Source organism: Salinibaculum sp. SYNS191 (genome assembly GCF_037338445.1).
In the GTDB taxonomy this organism is placed as follows: Archaea; Halobacteriota; Halobacteria; order Halobacteriales; family Haloarculaceae; genus Salinibaculum; species Salinibaculum marinum.
Genome location: NZ_CP147838.1, coordinates 3001288 through 3019560 on the forward strand (window position 1 = coordinate 3001288; position 18273 = coordinate 3019560).

The following is an 18273-nucleotide window of genomic DNA, read 5'->3' on the forward strand; positions in this document are numbered from 1 at the left end:
GCGAACACACATTTATAAAAGCGAGGTGTATGTTCTACAAATTTGAAATCAGCAAGGTGTTATTTATAGATGGGTGAAAGAATTTAGCGTAGAATGGACGAGCAGAATCGGTGGGAGAGAGATGAGGAAGGCAACCAGTCGAATCACGCCGAATCTGTCGAAGCCGATTCTGTCGCATGGCGCGACATTTTCGAGGCTGAAGAGCGCACGCCAGAACGGGCTGACATAACAGAGGAGTACTCCGAATTAGGAGCGACGGCTGAGAGAAAACTCCAAGAGCGGACGAATGCGCTCAACGCACTCAAACGGGCGAGTGAACTCTTTGTCGGCCTGCCTGACGGTGTTGACGACAGTATCCAGACGTACGTCTCTGAACTCCCACAGTGGTTCCGGCGGTCTGAAACAATTGAGGCCAAGATTCGGGTGGGAGACGACGCGTTCGAAACGGACGGTTTCCATCCGACTACTGACTCTCTGGCAGCGAAGACTCGCACACGCATCGGAACATCTGTCTCGATGACAGTCGTCTGTACGGACCAGCACCCCGGTACGGGCCGGCGGGCGTGGACCGGAACCGAGCGAGAACTGGTCGAGGCACTCGTCTCACTCATCAAATCAGAAGTCGACCGGTGGGAGATTGACAGTCTGAAACGCTTGTCTGATGGCGTTGCCGTACTCGACAGCGACCTCAGATACACGTACGTGAACCAACAGGCTGAAGAGCTTCTCGGAAAAGACAGCGAGGAACTACGTGATGAGTACGTCTGGGACGTTTTTCCCGAGGTAGCAGACACTATCGCCGAAGACAGAATCCAGACCGCTCTCGAAACGCAGTCTCTGACGTCATTCGAGCAATATAACGCTGAAAAAGAGCAGTGGGTCGAAGCCAGAATCCATCCGGGTGACGAGGGCGTCATCATCGTATTCACCGATATCACCGACTCGAAGGTAGCCGAACGAGAACTGGATCACGTTCTGGAAACGACCCCCATTGGAATCGTCCTGCTGAACGCTGAGGGAGAGATTACTCGCGCAAACTCCCGTGCAGAAGCGTTACTTGGCCTGTCCAGATACAAAATGGATCGAAAGGGGTACGACCACCCAGACTGGGATATCTGGGACGAGGCGGGCAATCCGATTCCGCAAAAAGACCATCCTGTCACGCGTGTCTGCAGAACTGGCGAGACCATCCAAGGCTTCACCCATGGGATTACACTCCCAGACGGCTCTGAACGGTGGCTATCGAGCAACGTCGCTCCGGTCAAGAGTCAGAACGGATCGCTCGAGCAAATCATCATTGCGCTTGAAGATATCACCGTTCCCAAACGTCTCGAACAACTCATCGAGACGTTCCATCCAGTCGACGAGGTTCTCAACAGCGCAACCGCGAGCGAGGAGACCGAACAGGCCATCTGCGAGTTACTGACGGAAACGCGGGAATACCAGTACGCACGGATTAGTGAGCACACCCCAGGTACGGCTCTGACCCAATCAAATATGAGGGAGTGCTCGAAGGGTGTCGCTGCCAAGGACTCAGTCTCCCTCCCGATACAATCGCGGACAGAGATCGGGCCGGCAGAGGTCGCTGTTGAAACAGGCGAGATACAGGTCGTCAGGAGGAACCAACCCGACTCACGGTTCGAGCGGTGGCGAGCATACACACTGGACCAGGGATTCCAGGGTGGAGCTATCGTGCCTCTTGAGCATAGAGGTCGCGTCTATGGTCTGCTCGTTCTGTATACAGACCGCGGAGCGGCGTTCGGAGACCGTGAGCAGACACTCCTGGCGACACTCGGTGATCGGATTGGCCAGGTTCTTCACTCACTTGCGACAGAGCGCATGCTCCATACTGACAGAGTGGCCGAGCTCACGTTCGAGAGCACTGACTCGGCGTCGTTTTTTGTCTCGGCTTCCGAAGAACTCGGTTGTACGATCGACATCATGGAGACGATTCCAGCCTCGGATGAGATGCTGGTCCACTATGCGTCCGTGCAGGATGCTTCGTTGGACGCTCTCAGTGATATCGCGGAGAACGCGGAGTGGGCCGCCCAGTTGCGACAGATCAGTCACACCGAGGATCCGCCTGGCGGAGAAGTCGAAATTGGACTGCACCGACGGTCCTTGGCACAGACACTCCTTACAGAGGGTGCAGTCGTCACGACGGATACGGTAACTGACGGCCGGGCCGAAGTCGTCTGCGAAGTGCCGCTTGGCCACGATATTAGTTCGCTTGTGACACGTGTGCAGGATTCGTTCCCAGAAACAACGTTGGTCTCAAAACGTGAATACACTCCCTCTGCGAAATCGAATGCACACGCCGTTGGTCGGGCGCTTGGAGACATCTTCGAAACCGAACTCACTGATCGTCAGCAACAAGTCCTGCGAGCGGCGATGTACAGTGGTTACTTCCAGTCACCGCGACAAAGTACGGCAACTGAGATTGCCGAGGCTCTCTCGCTCACTCAATCGACAGTCTCCTATCATTTGCGAAAGGCACAACAAACACTTTTTGAGCGACTGTTTGACCGACTACAGCAGTAATAATCTTCTGAAAGTATATTTTACCAGCAGACAATTTAAAACCCATCCGGTATCGTCCTCTTGTAATTGTTAGTACAGGAAGCAGGTGAACTAGCAACAAAAGAACTTAGGTTCTCTAAACGTAAAATATAGTTAGACAAAATAATAACTATATTGGAGAAAATAGGAAATGACGGATACATCCACAAGATCGACACTCCGCGAGGGCAGTACTAAAGCGACTGATACGACCGAGGCTGACGAGGAAGTTACGTGTCCTGAGTGTGGTGGCAACCTCGTCAACGATGAGGCGCGCGGCGAAACGAGATGTAATGAGTGTGGGTTGGTCATCGAAGAAGATGAAATCGATCCCGGGCCCGAGTGGCGCGCCTTCGACGCTACTGAACAAGACAAGAAGTCCCGCGTCGGCGCACCAACTACCAATATGATGCACGATAAGGGACTGTCGACCAATATCGGATGGCAGGACAAAGACGCCTACGGCAATTCACTGTCGAGCCGGCAACGCGAGAAGATGCGGCGCCTGCGTACTTGGAACGAGCGGTTCCGTACACAGGATAGCAAAGACCGGAATCTGAAGCAGGCACTTGGTGAAATTAACCGTATGGCCTCGGCGCTTGGCCTTCCTGAGAATATTCGGGAGACTGCCAGCGTCATCTACCGCCGTGCGCTCGATGAGGGGCTCCTGCCAGGGCGCTCGATTGAAGGGGTTGCATCTGCCGCGCTCTACGGGGCCGCGCGGCAAGCAGGTACCCCTCGTTCGCTCGATGAGATGCAGACCGTGTCCCGCGTCGATAAGCCCGAGGTTGCACGCACGTATCGGTACGTGGCGCGGGAATTGAACCTCGAAATCCAGCCAGCCGACCCGGAGAGTTACGTGCCACGATTCGCTTCGGAACTTGACCTCGCTGACGAAGTCGAACGGGCTGCCCGCCAACTGCTTCAGACCGCTAAAGACAAGGGCGTCCACTCAGGCAAGTCGCCGGTCGGGCTGGCGGCTGCTGCCATTTACGCTGGGGCGTTGCTCACAAACCACGAACTCACTCAATACCAGGTGTCTGATGTCGCCAAGACCTCTGAGGTCACGATCAGGAACCGGTACAAAGAATTGGTCGAAGCAGCGGACAGCTTACCTCAACCGTGAGCCGAATGCAAAGGATTACACCCAGGAGACGTGGGTCATCCCTGACGGTTGCTCACAGAGTAGTCGACGAAGGCGTCATACAACTCAACGAGGTGACCGAGACGGTTCGACCCGTCGAGCACGCCGATCAGGTCCCGGTTGCACTCCAGGGCATCGGGGCCAGTCTCGACAGTCGACAGGAAGCCCACACACGGAGTGAGATGGATGACGACGAATGACGATAGCGATACTGCCAGCGACGACGACCCGTCTCTCCACCACGACGCACACCGGCGACAGGTCGCACAACGACGCTACGACCCCGACGAGGACGGTGAACTCACGACCGCACTCGTCTTCGCCATTGCAGAAGCCAGGGACGTTCCACTCGACGAAGTGAAGTCCCCCTCGTTGTACGATGTCGTCAATGTGCCAGCAATCGAAGATGCGTTGTTCGACTCCGAGACAGCGGCAAACTCTCGACAGGGCACGGGCACGATCAAGTTCCGCTACACCGACTATCTCGTGAAAGTCCGAAGTGACGGCTGGATTCAGGTCTACGACACAACTTAATTGTATCAATCGGCCCCGGTGAATCGCTTGGTAGCGTTGGATTCGACCGTTAGAACTAGTGGAATGAATGGGAGACTGCCGATGCGCTATACTTGCGTGGAGAGGAGACGGTCCAGCTTTGTGAGACTGAACAGCGTCCACTCGTCTCCGAGCTCGGCGGCAAGCCCATCGACAAAGCCACTCTTCGAGAACAGTGCAAATTGCTCGTCTCGGGTGTCTGGCCCCCACCGAACGCGGTCGGCTTTCTCGCGGAGTGCTATAACGAAATCGTGGCCGACAGGTGCGTCGGTCCACTTGCATTCGGCCAGTAACAGACAGTCATCACTTAGCGCGAGACCGACGATGTCGACATACCCTCGTAGCTCGTTAGTGTCTACTTTCATCAAACCTCCAGCTGCATTAACTTTTTAAATATAGTTCAATTTATTGAATCAATTCTGTTTTTGCCCCTAACCGATTCCGACCCTCACAGCCGCCGTTGCACCGCTGTTCTCAGGAGGAGAGATGCACCATGATAGCCCTCTCATGTGCAAGCGCTGTGCATTCGCCGAAACCGTTATCACCCTATGTGCAGAACTTGCACATAGAATGAGCGCAAGCGACGATCCGCGACGGGTTCATTTCCAGTCGCCGGAGTATCTGGTCGACCGGTTGGACGCGATTGCTGAGCTCTTTGACAAGGACCGGACGGATCTGCTTGTCGAGGCGATTCGCGAGTACATCGAAGATACGGCCGAGAGTGAGACGTTCCAGGAGTTGGTCGCGACGAAGTACTACGACGACCAGCTTGAGTTCGAGACTGTCAAGCAGTTGGTCGGTGCCGAGACCGCCCAGCGACTCCGTCTTCTCAAAGCGGACCTCGAGGACGAGCCACTCGATCTCGCTGCCCCCGATGACGTCGATGTCTACGATGGCGACGCAACGGCAGTCGACACCGCAGCCGACGACGATCGATGAGCGGCCGGCGACTGCGAACGGTCGTCGCCGACACCAGCGCACTCGTCAGCCTCGCTGTACCTCGTGCGGACGCGGCCGTCGACACCGATACCCCGGACCCGTTTCAGTCTCTCCTCACGTCGTGTGACGTATTCGTGCCGCCAGAAGTTGTCGGGGAGCTCCGTGACATCACGCAGTATCAGGATATCCACGCCGCAGCTGCGAGTAACGTCCTCGCGGCCCGCGGCCACTACACGGTCGAGGACCCCTACGAACGGGACGAGACGCCGGACTCCCGGCCGACGTTCGGTCTCGACGACGGCGAAACTGACGGGATCGTCCTCGCGAACACACGCGACGTCGACGGGTTTCTCACCGACGAGTTCGGCGGGAAGAACTTTCCGCTGATTCACGCCGTGTTGCAGGGGCCACGGATCGTTCCGACGCCGCGGCTCATCGTGGATTACGCTCGGAACGGGTATCTGAGCCACGAGGAGGCTCGAACACTGATCACGACGATCAGCCCGCATCGGAGCTGGGAGAACAGTCCCTACGTCACGCAGTTGCTCCAGCGCCTCGACGCTTGACATCCTCCTCCGCGTGGAGTGGTATGCACACGAACTGAATAGTAAACGAAGACGGGGGAGCGGCTACACAATCGGTGGCTTCGCCTTGCTCGCAATCACTGGTCTGTAACGCTCTTCACTGACTATTCAACAGTTGCAGTGACCACTCAAGGCCGTGGTATTGCACCTGTTCAGCGCATAATCGAAGTCTCGCCGTCATCAACCACACCCCGGCTAGTCAACCGAAGCTACTTACGTGATACAGACGTATCACAGCATATGAGTACCGACAGCGACGCCGGTGGTGAGGGCGAAATGGAGAAAATCAACGTCCGGGTGCCGCAGTCGTTGCTGGCACAGATCGACGATGTCTGGGAGGAACGTGGGTATGCGAACAAATCCGAGTTCATACGTGACGCCCTCCGGGATGCCGTAAACCCTCCGACACAGCTGTCTGAGGAAGCACTTGAACATCTGGCTGAGAGTCGCGAGCAGCGAGAGCGGGGTGAGACGGTATCGCAGGACGACGTGAAGGACCGGCTGGGCATCGATGACTGAGGTCGAGTGGACACCCAAAGCACTCGATTTGCTGGAAGGACTCGACAGCGAAGCCCAAGAGCGGCTGGTCAAGAAACTCGACGAGGCGAAAGACTGGACTTCCCATCGCCTCGAAAAGCTCAGCGGCTATCTTTCTTCGAGGAGAGAATCCCGCCGTTGAATGGTCACTGCAACTATTGAATAGTCAGTGAAGAGCGTTACAGAACAGTGGTTGCGAGCAAGGCGAAGCCACCGATTCTGTAGCCGCTCGCCCGTCTTCGTTTACTATTCAGTTCTTGTGCATACCACTCTACGGCGGGAGTGAATCCGACAACTCCTCCACAGCCCACTGTCGATGGCAAGGCCGGATATTCCACGCTAATCCGAGTTGTTAAGTAGGTTTTTCTACATAGGCTATATATGGCGATAGAGGTCACTCGCACCTACGTTGGTTCCATCCAGAACCACCGGCAGGTCTGCGATGGCCTTGACTCGCTCGGAGACTCCGCCTCAAAAATCTGGAACGTCGCACGATGGACAGCCGACCGTATCTGGGACGCAACTGGCGAAATCCCAGACGAGGGCGTGCTGAAATCGTACATGAAGAACCAAGCGTGCTGGAAAGACCTGAACGCACAATCCAGTCAGAAAGTCATCGAAGAACTTTCCGACGCTTTCCAGTCATGGTTTGACCTACGACACAAGGACGACGAGGCGAATCCGCCCGGCTACCGCAAACACGGCGACACCCGACCACGTTCCACGGTCACATTCAAAGAAGACGGCTTCAAACACGACCCTGAGAACAATCGCGTTCGACTCTCGAAAGGCTCGAACCTCAAGAAGTATTGGTCAGATTTCCTGCTCTGCGAGTACCAGACCCGGCCCGACGTTGACCTCTCGGAAGTCAACAGGGTGCAGAACGTTCGAGTCGTCTGGAACGGCGACGAGTGGGAACTGCACTTCGTCTGCAAAGTCGAACTCGAAACCAACGACTCGGCAGGTGACGAAGTTGCCGGTATCGATCTTGGCATCAAGAACATCGCCACGGTCGCATTTCCCGACGAATACGTTCTGTATCCCGGTAACTCGCTCAAGAAAGACAAGCACTACTTCACCCGAGCAGAGTACGATACCGAGGGGGAGAACGGCCCGTCAAAGAAGTCGATATGGGCGCGTCGAAAACTCGCAGAGCGTGAGACGCACTTCTACCACACACTAACGGACACCATCATCACGGAGTGTGTCGAACGCGATGTTGGGACGCTCGCGGTTAGTTGGCCTGAAAACGTGCGAGAGTCCGACTGGGGTAAAACCGGCAACAAGAAGTTGCACTCATGGGCGTTCGACCGTATCTACCAGTATCTCGCGTACAAAGGCGAGATCCGCGGTGTCGAGGTGGTGAAGGAGAACGAGTGGGACACCTCGAAGACGTGTTCACGATGTGGTGATGACACAAAGTCGAACCGTGTCGAACGTGGTTTGTATGTCTGCTCGTCGTGCGAGTTAGTCGGAAATGCGGATTGCAACGGGGCGGAGAATATGCGGCAGAAGATAACTCCGAGTCCTCATGGTGAGGATAGGAGTAACGGCTGTGTGGCACAGCCATCGGTACATTTGTTCGATTCAAAAAGTGGGGTGTTCGCCCCGCGAGAACAGATCGTGCCGTAGACCGGCAAATATCCCACCTGCGGTACGGGAAGCCCCGGCGTTCACGCCGGGGAGGATGTCACCGGGCGATAATCACCTGGGACCGCGAGGAGGACGTTCTCATCGTCGAAGCAGTCGGCCATCGCCGGAATATCTATGATCGTCATCTCCCACCGTGACGACTCGGGCTAGCGACGGATCCTCACCACATCCTCACATTTCAGCCCCATCCCCGGTCTGACTGGTGCAGGACACTCAGGTCGGCCAAGGAACGATCTAGTATACGAGAATGCTTCCCGTCCTGACGAGGAATAGCAGCATGGTCTGTTTCTGGATAGTTTGCTATTCTCACCCTTCTGAGGCTGATGAGCGCGGTGATTTCGTTAACCAACCAAACGATCAATAGTGAGTCAGTGTTGGTTAACACAGAGAGCCGATGACTTACGAACCGCCGCCCCGACCGGCGACCTTCTCGGAAGAGGTCGTCGACACCCTCAGGCCACACCAGACCGTCTTTGGGACGTTGCCCACTACGCCGAGGAGTTGGATGCGTACAAAGCTCGCGAGGCCCGGTCGAAGAGAGGATGACCACCGAAAGTGAGCAGTCCGAGATTCCCGATGAGATGTCTTCCGAGGAGGCAAGGCAGTATCTCATCTGGTTCCTCGGCCGCGAAGACTTCGCCGGGCCCGCGGAAATCTACAGAGGAACTCGCCACCGAACAGAATGCAGCTGGGCTGAATTGAGGCGCTAAGCCCATTTCCTCAACGACTGCGCGACGCGAGTGAGTCAAAATACAGCTGTTTTTCTCCGCCGGAAGTGATGAGATGTCGCTGGGGCGCGCCGGCGAGAACGCCCCAGCCCTCGGGGAGCATCTCCCCCCTACGCCGCAACTTCTGTTGTCGTATCCATCGCCATTTCTTTATTTTCTCGCAGCTATATCGCTACTATCTGGCTTTTATCCATTCCTACAACCGCTAAATTTAAGCCAGTGGCTGTAACGGGTGAGTTGACTCTCAGCAAATGAGGCACGCGGCTCGTTTCACTGCGATTGAAACACGCCGTGACAGGACCCGGTGACATACAGATGGAAGATTCAGTCCCCAATTCGGATGCATCGTCGAACCGATCTCTTCGCAGGCGGTCCCGCTTGCTCTGGATGCGATTGCTCACAGCAGCACTCCTCAGCGTGGTTGCTATCGACCCGGCGCTTGCCCAGTCGACTGGCTCGGCGTTTTGCTCGACGGACATGGCCCAGACCGTCAAGAACCTCTTTACGCTCATCCAGTTCGGCGGCCCGCTCATCGGGGGCGTCATTGCGCTCGCGGCGACGGTCGCCACGCCGGCGACGCCCCGAGCTGACCGCAAAAAGGAGATGAAAGAAATGCGCAATCAGGCGATTATCTGGGGCGTCATCGTTGCGCCGCTCGGGACGGCAATCCTGCAGTTCCTCCTCAACAACGTCGTCGCTGGAGGCGCGAGTTGCGGGTTCTAAGCGGGCTCATTCGAGGGTTCCTCCTCACCAGTCTTGCAGTTGCAACGCTCACGATTGCTGTCTCACAGTCCATTGCGCATCCACCCGAGAAGCCAGAACACGGCCTCAACGAGACGACGTACTGGCCGCTCTGGTCGGGTGATGAAGAGGTCTCGAATGCGACCACGCTCCGCGCCCGTCTGGGCAACGAGACGACGGCGATGGCCGAACTCGCAGCGATGACCGACATCCCCTTTGCAGACCCACTGCAGGCCGTCGAGGCGTGGAACCTGGCCGACCATCGTGACTTTCCCCAGACCGACGCGATGACGTCCGTACACCCCGTAGGTATCACGCTCGCAGACGGGCAGTTCGTCCGCGACGCCTACGCGGCCGTATTCAGCGTCCAGCCATCGACTCGTGGCCGACTCTCGGCCACCGACCAGCCGCTGTACGTTGCGCCCAACGGCACGCTACTGGGGACGATCGACTACCGGGTTGTGATCCCCGAGAACACATCTTCGGTGGACCGACGCGTCGAGTGGACGCTCAAGCGCCACGCGATCAATGCGACGCGGTTGCTCGTGGATGGGGCTGTCGAGTCACGCTCGTCAGGTTCGAACACACCGCGACTGTCGTATACGGAGCTTGCAGAATACACCGGGTCGACGCATACGCTTGCCCTCGAAGCAGACGTTGCTGTTGCACTCGAACAGACGGTCAGTGAGTGTACTGCCTGGACAAACGCGTCGACGGTAAATTCCACCTCGAATACGACTGTCTCCACTACTAACTCGCAGTCTGGGCCTACCTCGAGAGCTTGCACGAACTGGGAGGTGACGGTCACAGAGCACGCAGAGTCTCTCACCGTCCGCGATGCGGTCGAGGTGACCGTGTATACGCTGTCGGTGTCGGGCTTTCAGACCCGCTACCCTGATGGCGATCTCGGAGTGGTCGTCTACAAGAACCAACCGTGGCTGGGCTATGAAGCACCCACTGGCTCGGTCCGGGGAAGCTGGCGGTTCTACTCCGCACGCGAGACCGGCTGGGATACGCTCGCCGAGACGTCTTCGTCGGGAAGCACGCTGAGACACTCGCCATTGCACCCCTTGCAGGTGACCGCGTTTCCGATGGAGACTGGCCCGACTCCCGCACCTCGGGCGAACGTTTCCCTGATAGAGAGCTTCGGTGTGAACACGACGGCTCCAACGCTGCCTCCGAATGTTCAGCTAGATGTTCCCGAGGATTCCTACACAGCGAGTTACGGGCTTGCCTCTCGGCTTCATGCCGCGAATTATTCGCTTTCTCGTCTCAGCGCACTCGGACTCGTCCGCGGTGTCGAAACTTCGCTTCGCCCCGAGTCATTCAGTGAGATTCCCTTCCATCGCAGCAATCTCTCACTCGACGTACTGAACGCCTCGGCGGAGACGACCACCGTCCGGGTTTCACTCCGGGATCGGGAGACTGGCGACCCGATCGAGACGCAGTCACGGGAGGGGTACGTCCTGGTGGATGGCCAGCGCATCAACACGACAGCGAACGGGACAGCACTGGTGACACTCGCCGGCGACAGGACCAGCGTGTCTGCACGCTACGAGCCAGAACGGTGGTGGGATGTGAACCCCGCTTACACGGGCGATTCCACCATCGTCTACACGGGTGGGTCGACACTGCAGGTGCTCTCGGTACTCTATCAGACGAGTATTCCGATTGGCCTGTTCCTGGTCGCTGTCTTTCTCATCGACCGTATCACCGGCTGGGATATCTGGCCACCCTGGGGGCGGGTCTGAGATGCGTCGGGATTCAACTCGCCTGACGCGGCGACAGCTCCTCCGGGTCGGTCTTGGCACGGGTGTGCTCGGTCTTGCTGGGTGTGGTGAGACGACGGGTGGGCAGAACACGCAGTCACCTTCGCCGAAAGAGGACACCATCTTTGAGCGCGTTGCAGTCGACGGCGACTTTCTGGTCGTGGAGATTGCTGAGGACAGCCAACTTTCTGCGGTGAATCTGATCGCACCGGATGGAACCTTGTACGGCCAGCAAGCAGTGGAGCCGGGTGTTCGCACTGTCCGGTTTCGACTCATCGAGCTTGAACTCTCACAGTCGACGCATTATCCACCCGGTAAGTACGAACTCGCTGCTGTCGAAGATGACGTCATAGAATCTCGGACTTTGGAGTTGAGGCCTGATCTTCGAATACGGGAGATCAGACAGTACTCCGGGAGCGATTCGACGGACAATGCTCGCTTGGCTGTCGATGTTGAGAATACCGGGACTGCACCGACCTGGATCTACGATATCGCCTACCGAGACGCTCCATATCAAGAAGCGAATGATGAAATCAGTACTTATCTCAATATTCCACGTCTTATAGAACCAGACGACATCGCAGACCTAATTGTTAGACCTGGAGGCAGGCGTCTCTACGTTGGGCAGGAGCAACCACTTCGTTTCACAGGTGAAGATGAGCCTGATTGTGGCGTTTCAGTTGATATAACAATTATCCTCGGTACAGGGTCTGGGGACTCTGTTGACCAGCGTCTTCGCGTAGATCTTGATGGTTCCCCAGAACCGCTGGGACTGGGACGTGGCTACACCTGTAGTAATGGGAGTGTCCAGATTCTGGACACTCACTCTTCTGAGGAGGCTCTCTAATTATGGGGGCACTTGGTGACGCGATTATCGGTGCGATACAGGAACTATTGGAACTTCTCTTCAGTCCGATCACGAAACTCATAGAAGAACAGGGACAGGAAATCCTCCATCTCATCGTAGATACTCCCCATCCAAACTCCGTCTTCAGCGAACCAACCAACGGCCCCTGGCCGGGAATCTATGACTACTACTGGGATATCTGGATGCCGATCGTGCTCTTTCTCTGGGCTGCGATGATCGGGGTAGTCATCTTCTTCGAGTCGACGAGTTACCTCTTCGGGAGTTACCACCGCTCGAAACTCAAACGTCGGGCCTTCTCCGGGTTGCTCGGCATCCTCTCGTGGTGGTGGCTCGCAGCCCTCTCTCTTCGATTCATGGACGCACTGACAGCGCTCATCATCCCGAGTCTGTCGAACATTTCGCTGTTCGAGACGCTATCGTTCACTGCCATGGGGACGCTCGGACTGGTGGTCTCGCTCTCGGTTGACCTGATTCTCTTCTTGCTCATCGGCATCATCTACGTCATGCGCCAGGTGGTGCTGTACCTCTTTGTCCTGTTGATGCCACTGCTGATCGTCTTCTGGATTCCCGGCGTCGGGCCCTTTGTGCTCGTCTCGCGATTCATGCAGCGTCTGGCAGGCTTTTTCGTCCCTTTCTTGTTCATGACGGTGCCGGTTGCACTGCTCTTTCGTCTCGGTGGCATCCTCGGGTCGAATTTCGGACTCTCGCTCTCGGGCTTCGGTGCGTGGCTGCTAGCGCTCATCATCCCCCTGGTGGCCGTGCTCTCGCCGTTCATTCTCGTCTGGCAAGCGGGTGCGCTGTTCTTCATGGCCGACCGCGCTATGAGTCACGCTTCGAGTGTCAGAGCACGCAATCGCGTCCAGAGCGTCCAGACTCGCAGTCAAGAGGCACGCTACGGTGGTCGGAATTTCTCCCGTGGCCTTCGGGGGGACGCGGCCGTGAGACCCGACGGCCAGATGGTCATCAACTCCGGGCAGTCCCGCGCTCACGCTGCGGGGTCGCGTATGCGCTCTGCCGGAGCGGGTATTCGTGGTGTGGTCAACTCGGGTGACCGCGGCGGCGGCAACAGCGGCAACAGCGGTGGGAACGGTGGTGGTGGGAACAGCGGCGGCAACAGCGCCAGCGGTGCTGGACGGAGTGGTGGGAGTACAGATGGTGGCGGTAGTGACAGTACTCGCAATGGGAGTTCCGATACACCGAGCGAGCGGACGACGAACTTCGAGAATCTTCGCGGGAGACACCGCTCTGATTCCTCGCCTCGCCAACGCACTCCGCCCGAGAACGACAGGCGGCGAGACGACGAGCGGCCGTGGTACATCAACTGAGTGTGCGTAGATATGCAAGAACGAGACCCAGCAAAACGGATTCCGAAATCGATTGGCACAGACGCGAACCTGGTCGGAACCTACACCCTCTCAGATGCAGCCGTTGCGCTCTTTCCGGGTGTGATCGTCATTTTGCTCACGCAGGCAGTCCTGCCCTCCGACCTCTCAGTGATGGGTTACAGCATCCAGACGCTCACCATCCCGCTCGCGACTGTTGCGATTGCCGTGGGCGCTATCTTCGTCTATCTCACGCCGGCATATCTGTCGAGTATCGACTGGCTCGTGACGATCATCGGGTATCAGCGCAAATCCGAACGCATCGCTCACGAGGAGGCGAAGAAGTACACTACCATCGAGCGCGTGTATCCCGACCGGGGTGCAATTGAGCGCACCGACGGGGCGTTCGTAGGGCTGGTTCAGGTCGAGCCACCGACGATGGCACTCGCAACAGACGAGGAGTGGGAACAGAAGACAGATTCGTTCATCGACTTCCTGAACACGGTCATTGAGTTTCCCATCCAGATTTACTCCACGACGCAGGCGTTCCCCGTCGATGAGTATCTCGCACGCTATGAATCACGACTCACAGACGCTGACGTCCAGGCGAATCCAGCGCTCGCAACACTCATCGAGAACTACGTCGAGTGGTATCGCACCGACCTCGCTGACCGTCGCATGACCATTCGTGATCACTACGTCATCGTCTCGGTCACCCCCGAAGAAGTCCAGTTCACGCGCGAGAGTCACGCCCAGAAACTGGCTAGGCTTCCAGTCGTTGGCCTGTTCATTCAGGTGTGGTTCGGGCCAGAGCGCGAGGATGAACACAACGCGATGTTCGAGGCACTCGATGAACGCCTGCGTCGCGTCCAGCGCGGCCTCCGTGGCATCGATGGCTGTAACGCTCACCGCGTCGAGGCAACGGACGCGACCGCACTCATCGCCGAATTCTGGTCCGGTGATGACTTCGCACACGACGACCTCTCGCGTGTTCTACGAACGCGGCCACTCGTTGGAGGGACGCGATGATTCGAAAGTGGCTCTCTCGGGGACAGGACAGCAGTGAGGAGACTGACGATGCAGACCGCGCTACGGCGTCTGGTCCGCAAGAGACTGAGATGGAGTCAGAGTCAGAGTCAGAGTCGGAGTCCGAGGCAGAGGCTGAGACTGGCACTGGCTTCTCGACGAAGGATGGCCAGTTCACCATCTCACACGAGCCATCGGAGGCCCCACTGGATTCCATTCCGGATATTCACAAGACGGTCGTGACGCCGTCGACGATCACTCGCAAACCCGATGCCATCCGGACGGGTTCTCAGTGGACGCGCTCGCTCTGGGTTGGTGAGTATCCAGATGCACCCATGGATGGCCTTTTCGAGAACCTGTACTCGACTGCTGAAACCCGCTCGACAGATATCTCGATGCACATCCGCCCGCGGAATACGCAGGCCACGCTCAGCTCGCTGGAGAACAAGATCGAAGACCTGCAGGCGGATTTCGAGTATCTCTCCGAGAAACACCGGGCAGGTGCCCGAGGCATCAAAAAAGACCTCGAAGACCACCAGGACATGTACGACGTGTTGCGCAACACGTCGATGAAGGCCTTCGATACGTCAATGTACCTCACCGTTCGCGGGGATACTCGCGAGGAGATTCCCTCGGAAGGCGTCGTGAATACGGCCCAGCGCTCGCCGGCGAATCTAACGCCCGTGACGCCGCGGTGGTCACAACTGGAGACGCTCATTTCTGCGAGCCCGGTGGGGGTCAATCGCCTGAACGAGTCACTCGATGCCACCACGCCGATGCTCGGCGGTGCCGTTGGCGCCATGTTCCCTTTCGTCGCCGGTGCTGTTGCCGAACCCGGCATCGAATACGGGACGTATGCGTTGAATGAGAGTCCCCTGATTCTGGATCGCTTCAACCGCGAGACGGGCTACTGTACGATGGTGATCGGCAAACTCGGGGCTGGCAAGTCCTTCTCGACGAAGCTCCAGCTCGTCCGTCGGGCGATGTACGACGACGAGACACTGCTCATCATGCTCGACCCACTCGCCGGGTTTGCGGGTGTCAACGACGTCCTCGGCGGCGAGCGTATCACTGTTGGCGGGACGCGTGGATTCAATCCCCTGGAGTTACAGCCCACGCCGACAGACATCCTCAAAGCCGCTCCCGACCTGGACCCGTGGGGCGAGCAGATTGCGTGGGTGATGACCTTCTTCGATACGTTCTTCGCCCACGTTGCGAACAACCCGCTGAGCGAGCAGAAACAGACGCTTCGCCGGGCAATCCAGCAAGCCTACGAGAATCAGGGCATCACGCGTGACCCGGCAACGCACGACCGCGAGTCACCAACAGTCCGGGACGTTATCTCGGTGCTCGAAGACATGCTCGCGGACCCGGCCTCGTTCGGGTATGCCACGGCTGGCGAGCAAGAGAGCGTCAAAGACGATGCACAGTCGCTGTTGAAAGACCTCCGACCGTCATTCCGCGAGGACGGCGACCTGGCGAATCTGGCCGAGGCGACGGAGTTCGATTTCGACTCGAACGTGATGTATCTCGACTTGCACCAAGAGGAGGGCGCCCGTGGACGAACGGAGACCAGCCTGATGATGTCGGTGTTGTTCAACGCAGTCTACGAGCGTGCAAAACAGACGGAAAAGCGTGTCATCTTCGTCATCGACGAGGCGCACTATCTGATGAACGATGCCACCTCGTTAGAATTCCTGGAGACGGCCGTGCGCCACAGCCGCCATTACGACCTCTCTCTGCATTTCATCACGCAGACCGGTGGGGAGTTCGCACTGACGCCGGAAGCCCGGACCATTGCGAGTCTGTGCTCGATGACGCTCATTCATCGCGTCGATGAGGAGGCCGAGAAACTCGCGGAGTGGTTCGGGTTGAGCGAGCGGGAGGTGAATTGGGTGCGAACGGCGAAGGCAGGTAACGACGAAGACCAGTACTCAGAGGGCTTGCTCGGGATCGACGAAGAGGGCTGGTTTCCGTTGCGGATTCGCGCCAGTGCGTTCGAAGCTGCCGTTATCTCGGGTGAAGAACGGATCGAGGGGACTAGTGCGACTCCAACAGATTCGAACGACTCGACGACGGTGGACGTTGGGACGAACGGTCACCGGACCGATGGGTCGAGTGTCTCACCTCGGTGAATGCAACGAGAGGCATTGAGGAGAGACGCTGCTAGACGAGGTTTGTCTCCGTTCTCTCCATCATCTACAGGCGGAACAGGCCGAGTGCCTCGGGGTCGTACGGAAATCTCCGAGGTCCGTGATGACGAGACGCCGAAGGCGTCTCGAACCACTTGACCCCGAGGCGGTTCACACGCTGTTCGAGGAAAGTCTTAGTGTCTCTCGCCTCGAAGCGTGGGTAGCGCAACTCGACGTCAAAGACGCGTATGAACGACTCAAACGTGCGTGAACGCCTCGACACGAAGCACGAACACAACCGCGAGCAGCGCATCGAGGGAATCAAGCGCTGGGTCGATTATATCAAATCTGAACCGCCAGAGAAGTGGGGCCCACAGCAAAACACCATCGTCAACGAGCAACTTGATGCGGCCCAGAGCGTCCAGACGTCAGCCTCTCATCAGCAACATGTAACGGACGTAGCGGCAGAAATCCTCGCAGCGAGCGACGCGTCTGACGATTCGACGTAGTTGATATTCTCCTCGCCATTTATTGGTAATTTCCAACCCCACGTAACTGACCACCTCTTTGTCACTGCCAAACCGAGTGAGTTCGCTCACCTCTGCGTCGATCATCGGCGCCATATTGTATACCGTTACGTATATTCTGTATCGTAACGTACTAGATTGTAACGATGAAGACGGTCACCACGCGCATCCCGGAAGACGACGAGGAGGCACTCGCCGAACTTGAGGAGGAGATGAGTGCCGACCGGTCGGAGGTGCTGCGCCGCCTGATCCGACAGGGACTCTCCGACTGGCGAACAGAGCGGGCACTCGACCAGCTCCGGGAGCACAGCATCACGCTACGGAAGGCAGCGGAACTCGCGGACGTATCGTACGTCGAGATGTTGACCCTCGCCTCTGAGGAAGGCATCGACGTTGGGTACACGACCAACGACCTCGAACGTGACCTCGACCGAATCTAATGGTTGTCGTAGACTCGTCCGCGTTGATTCCGCTCGCATGGGTCGGCCGGCTCGATCTCATTTCGACCACCTTCGACGATATTCGAACGACAGAAGAGGTCCGGGAGGAAGTCCTCACCGAGGGCAAGCGCGGTACCGCGGTGCTCGACGAATTTCTAGCGGACGTCGCTGTTCACGACACGCCAGCCGCGGCCGAGGACGTAGCGTCGATGGAGGGAATAGCAGTGGCCGACGCGTCGGTGATCTTGCTGGCAGAGGCTGACGAGGAGATCCTCCTCGCCAACGACAAGGGGCTGATCGAGGTTGCCCGGAGTCACGGCGTCGAGTGCTGGTGGGTGACGACGTTGCTTCTCAGTTGCACCAAAGACGGGCAATTGACAGCAGACAAAGCGACTGACCTCCTATATGACCTTGTAGACGAGGGAATGAACCTTCATCCGACGGTCTACGCACAGGTCCAGAAGAAGCTCCGCGAACTGGGGGACTGACTGCGAGTGAGCGACCCGTCCACCTCATTTTAGATTACACGGTGGCTCAGAATAAGCGCTCGGTCGGTTTGATAACGGTTGATCGAGAATACACAGAAGATTCACCAGCAAGGACCGATACTGCAGGAGACGCCCGCTACCGCTACGCAGCCGTGGTGTGAGAGCTAACTAGAGACGAACGATCCACCTCATTCCTTCCGAAAAGTAGCCTCGATGAGCCACTGCTGTCACCAGTTCGTCTCCTAACTAAAGACGAATGGGTGG

18 protein-coding genes and 2 pseudogenes are annotated in these 18273 nt (G+C 57.5%); 18 read left to right on the forward strand and 2 right to left on the reverse strand.

Translation table 11 applies throughout. The features are described 5' to 3' along the window. Nucleotides 1-93 precede the first annotated feature (93 nt). Complete coding sequence (locus WDJ57_RS15790) at nt 94-2541, forward strand: PAS domain-containing protein (protein WP_338901827.1); 2448 nt, start codon at nt 94-96, stop codon at nt 2539-2541. A gap of 169 nt (nt 2542-2710) precedes the next feature. After that, nucleotides 2711-3685: a transcription initiation factor IIB gene (locus tag WDJ57_RS15795; protein ID WP_338901828.1), complete on the forward strand. Its 975-nt coding sequence runs from the start codon at nt 2711-2713 to the stop codon at nt 3683-3685. A 35-nt stretch (nt 3686-3720) separates the two neighbouring features. Here WDJ57_RS15795 and WDJ57_RS15800 read toward each other — a convergent pair whose 3' ends face one another. Beyond that, nucleotides 3721-3873 (reverse strand): hypothetical protein, encoded by a 153-nt coding sequence (locus WDJ57_RS15800; protein WP_338901829.1) that lies wholly within the window; start codon nt 3871-3873, stop codon nt 3721-3723. A gap of 16 nt (nt 3874-3889) precedes the next feature. Between WDJ57_RS15800 and WDJ57_RS15805 the strand changes: the two genes are divergently transcribed. Next, nucleotides 3890-4237 carry a HalOD1 output domain-containing protein gene (locus WDJ57_RS15805; RefSeq protein WP_338901830.1) on the forward strand — a complete coding sequence of 116 codons (348 nt, stop codon included), beginning with the start codon at nt 3890-3892 and terminating at the stop codon, nt 4235-4237. Between the two features lie 86 nt (nt 4238-4323). Here WDJ57_RS15805 and WDJ57_RS15810 read toward each other — a convergent pair. Beyond that, nucleotides 4324-4587 (reverse strand): annotated as a pseudogene (locus tag WDJ57_RS15810) (ATP-binding protein); the annotation flags it as partial. Nucleotides 4588-4825: 238 nt separating this feature from the next. Between WDJ57_RS15810 and WDJ57_RS15815 the strand changes: the two are divergent. From WDJ57_RS15815 to WDJ57_RS15880, 15 genes and pseudogenes are all read left to right on the forward strand, one after another. Next, nucleotides 4826-5194 carry a hypothetical protein gene (locus tag WDJ57_RS15815; protein WP_338901833.1) on the forward strand — a complete coding sequence of 123 codons (369 nt, stop codon included), beginning with the start codon at nt 4826-4828 and terminating at the stop codon, nt 5192-5194. After that, nucleotides 5191-5760 carry a hypothetical protein gene (locus tag WDJ57_RS15820; protein ID WP_338901834.1) on the forward strand — a complete coding sequence of 190 codons (570 nt, stop codon included), beginning with the start codon at nt 5191-5193 and terminating at the stop codon, nt 5758-5760. Before WDJ57_RS15815 ends, WDJ57_RS15820 begins: the two co-directional genes overlap by 4 nt. A gap of 258 nt (nt 5761-6018) precedes the next feature. Further along, nucleotides 6019-6297 carry a ribbon-helix-helix domain-containing protein gene (locus tag WDJ57_RS15825; protein ID WP_338901835.1) on the forward strand — a complete coding sequence of 93 codons (279 nt, stop codon included), beginning with the start codon at nt 6019-6021 and terminating at the stop codon, nt 6295-6297. Continuing rightward, entirely contained in the window at nt 6290-6457 is a 168-nt protein-coding gene (locus WDJ57_RS15830) for a type II toxin-antitoxin system RelE family toxin (protein ID WP_338901836.1), read from the forward strand. Before WDJ57_RS15825 ends, WDJ57_RS15830 begins: the two co-directional genes overlap by 8 nt. A gap of 239 nt (nt 6458-6696) precedes the next feature. Beyond that, entirely contained in the window at nt 6697-7947 is a 1251-nt protein-coding gene (locus WDJ57_RS15835) for an RNA-guided endonuclease InsQ/TnpB family protein (protein WP_338901837.1), read from the forward strand. A gap of 53 nt (nt 7948-8000) precedes the next feature. Then, nucleotides 8001-8105, forward strand: a pseudogene (locus tag WDJ57_RS21650) (type II toxin-antitoxin system RelE family toxin); the annotation flags it as partial. Between the two features lie 978 nt (nt 8106-9083). Continuing rightward, the gene (locus tag WDJ57_RS15840; RefSeq protein WP_338901838.1) at nt 9084-9419 is read left to right on the forward strand and encodes a hypothetical protein; all 336 of its coding nucleotides are present in this window, start codon (nt 9084-9086) and stop codon (nt 9417-9419) included. A gap of 200 nt (nt 9420-9619) precedes the next feature. Beyond that, on the forward strand, nt 9620-11188 hold the full coding sequence (locus tag WDJ57_RS15845; protein ID WP_338901839.1) for a hypothetical protein: 1569 nt from the start codon (nt 9620-9622) through the stop codon (nt 11186-11188). A 64-nt stretch (nt 11189-11252) separates the two neighbouring features. Next, nucleotides 11253-12053: a hypothetical protein gene (locus WDJ57_RS15850; protein ID WP_338901840.1), complete on the forward strand. Its 801-nt coding sequence runs from the start codon at nt 11253-11255 to the stop codon at nt 12051-12053. 2 nt (nt 12054-12055) lie between these two features. Then, nucleotides 12056-13399 (forward strand): hypothetical protein, encoded by a 1344-nt coding sequence (locus WDJ57_RS15855; RefSeq protein ID WP_338901841.1) that lies wholly within the window; start codon nt 12056-12058, stop codon nt 13397-13399. A 12-nt stretch (nt 13400-13411) separates the two neighbouring features. Further along, a complete protein-coding gene (locus tag WDJ57_RS15860; protein WP_338901842.1) occupies nt 13412-14425 on the forward strand; it encodes a hypothetical protein in 1014 nt (337 codons plus the stop codon). Nucleotides 14426-14514: 89 nt separating this feature from the next. Beyond that, the gene (locus WDJ57_RS15865; protein WP_380629871.1) at nt 14515-16557 is read left to right on the forward strand and encodes a VirB4 family type IV secretion system protein; all 2043 of its coding nucleotides are present in this window, start codon (nt 14515-14517) and stop codon (nt 16555-16557) included. A 245-nt stretch (nt 16558-16802) separates the two neighbouring features. Beyond that, nucleotides 16803-17063: a hypothetical protein gene (locus tag WDJ57_RS15870; protein WP_338901844.1), complete on the forward strand. Its 261-nt coding sequence runs from the start codon at nt 16803-16805 to the stop codon at nt 17061-17063. Between the two features lie 164 nt (nt 17064-17227). Beyond that, the gene (locus WDJ57_RS15875; RefSeq protein WP_338901845.1) at nt 17228-17521 is read left to right on the forward strand and encodes a UPF0175 family protein; all 294 of its coding nucleotides are present in this window, start codon (nt 17228-17230) and stop codon (nt 17519-17521) included. Continuing rightward, entirely contained in the window at nt 17521-18009 is a 489-nt protein-coding gene (locus tag WDJ57_RS15880; protein ID WP_338901846.1) for a hypothetical protein, read from the forward strand. Before WDJ57_RS15875 ends, WDJ57_RS15880 begins: the two co-directional genes overlap by 1 nt. Nucleotides 18010-18273: the final 264 nt, after the last annotated feature.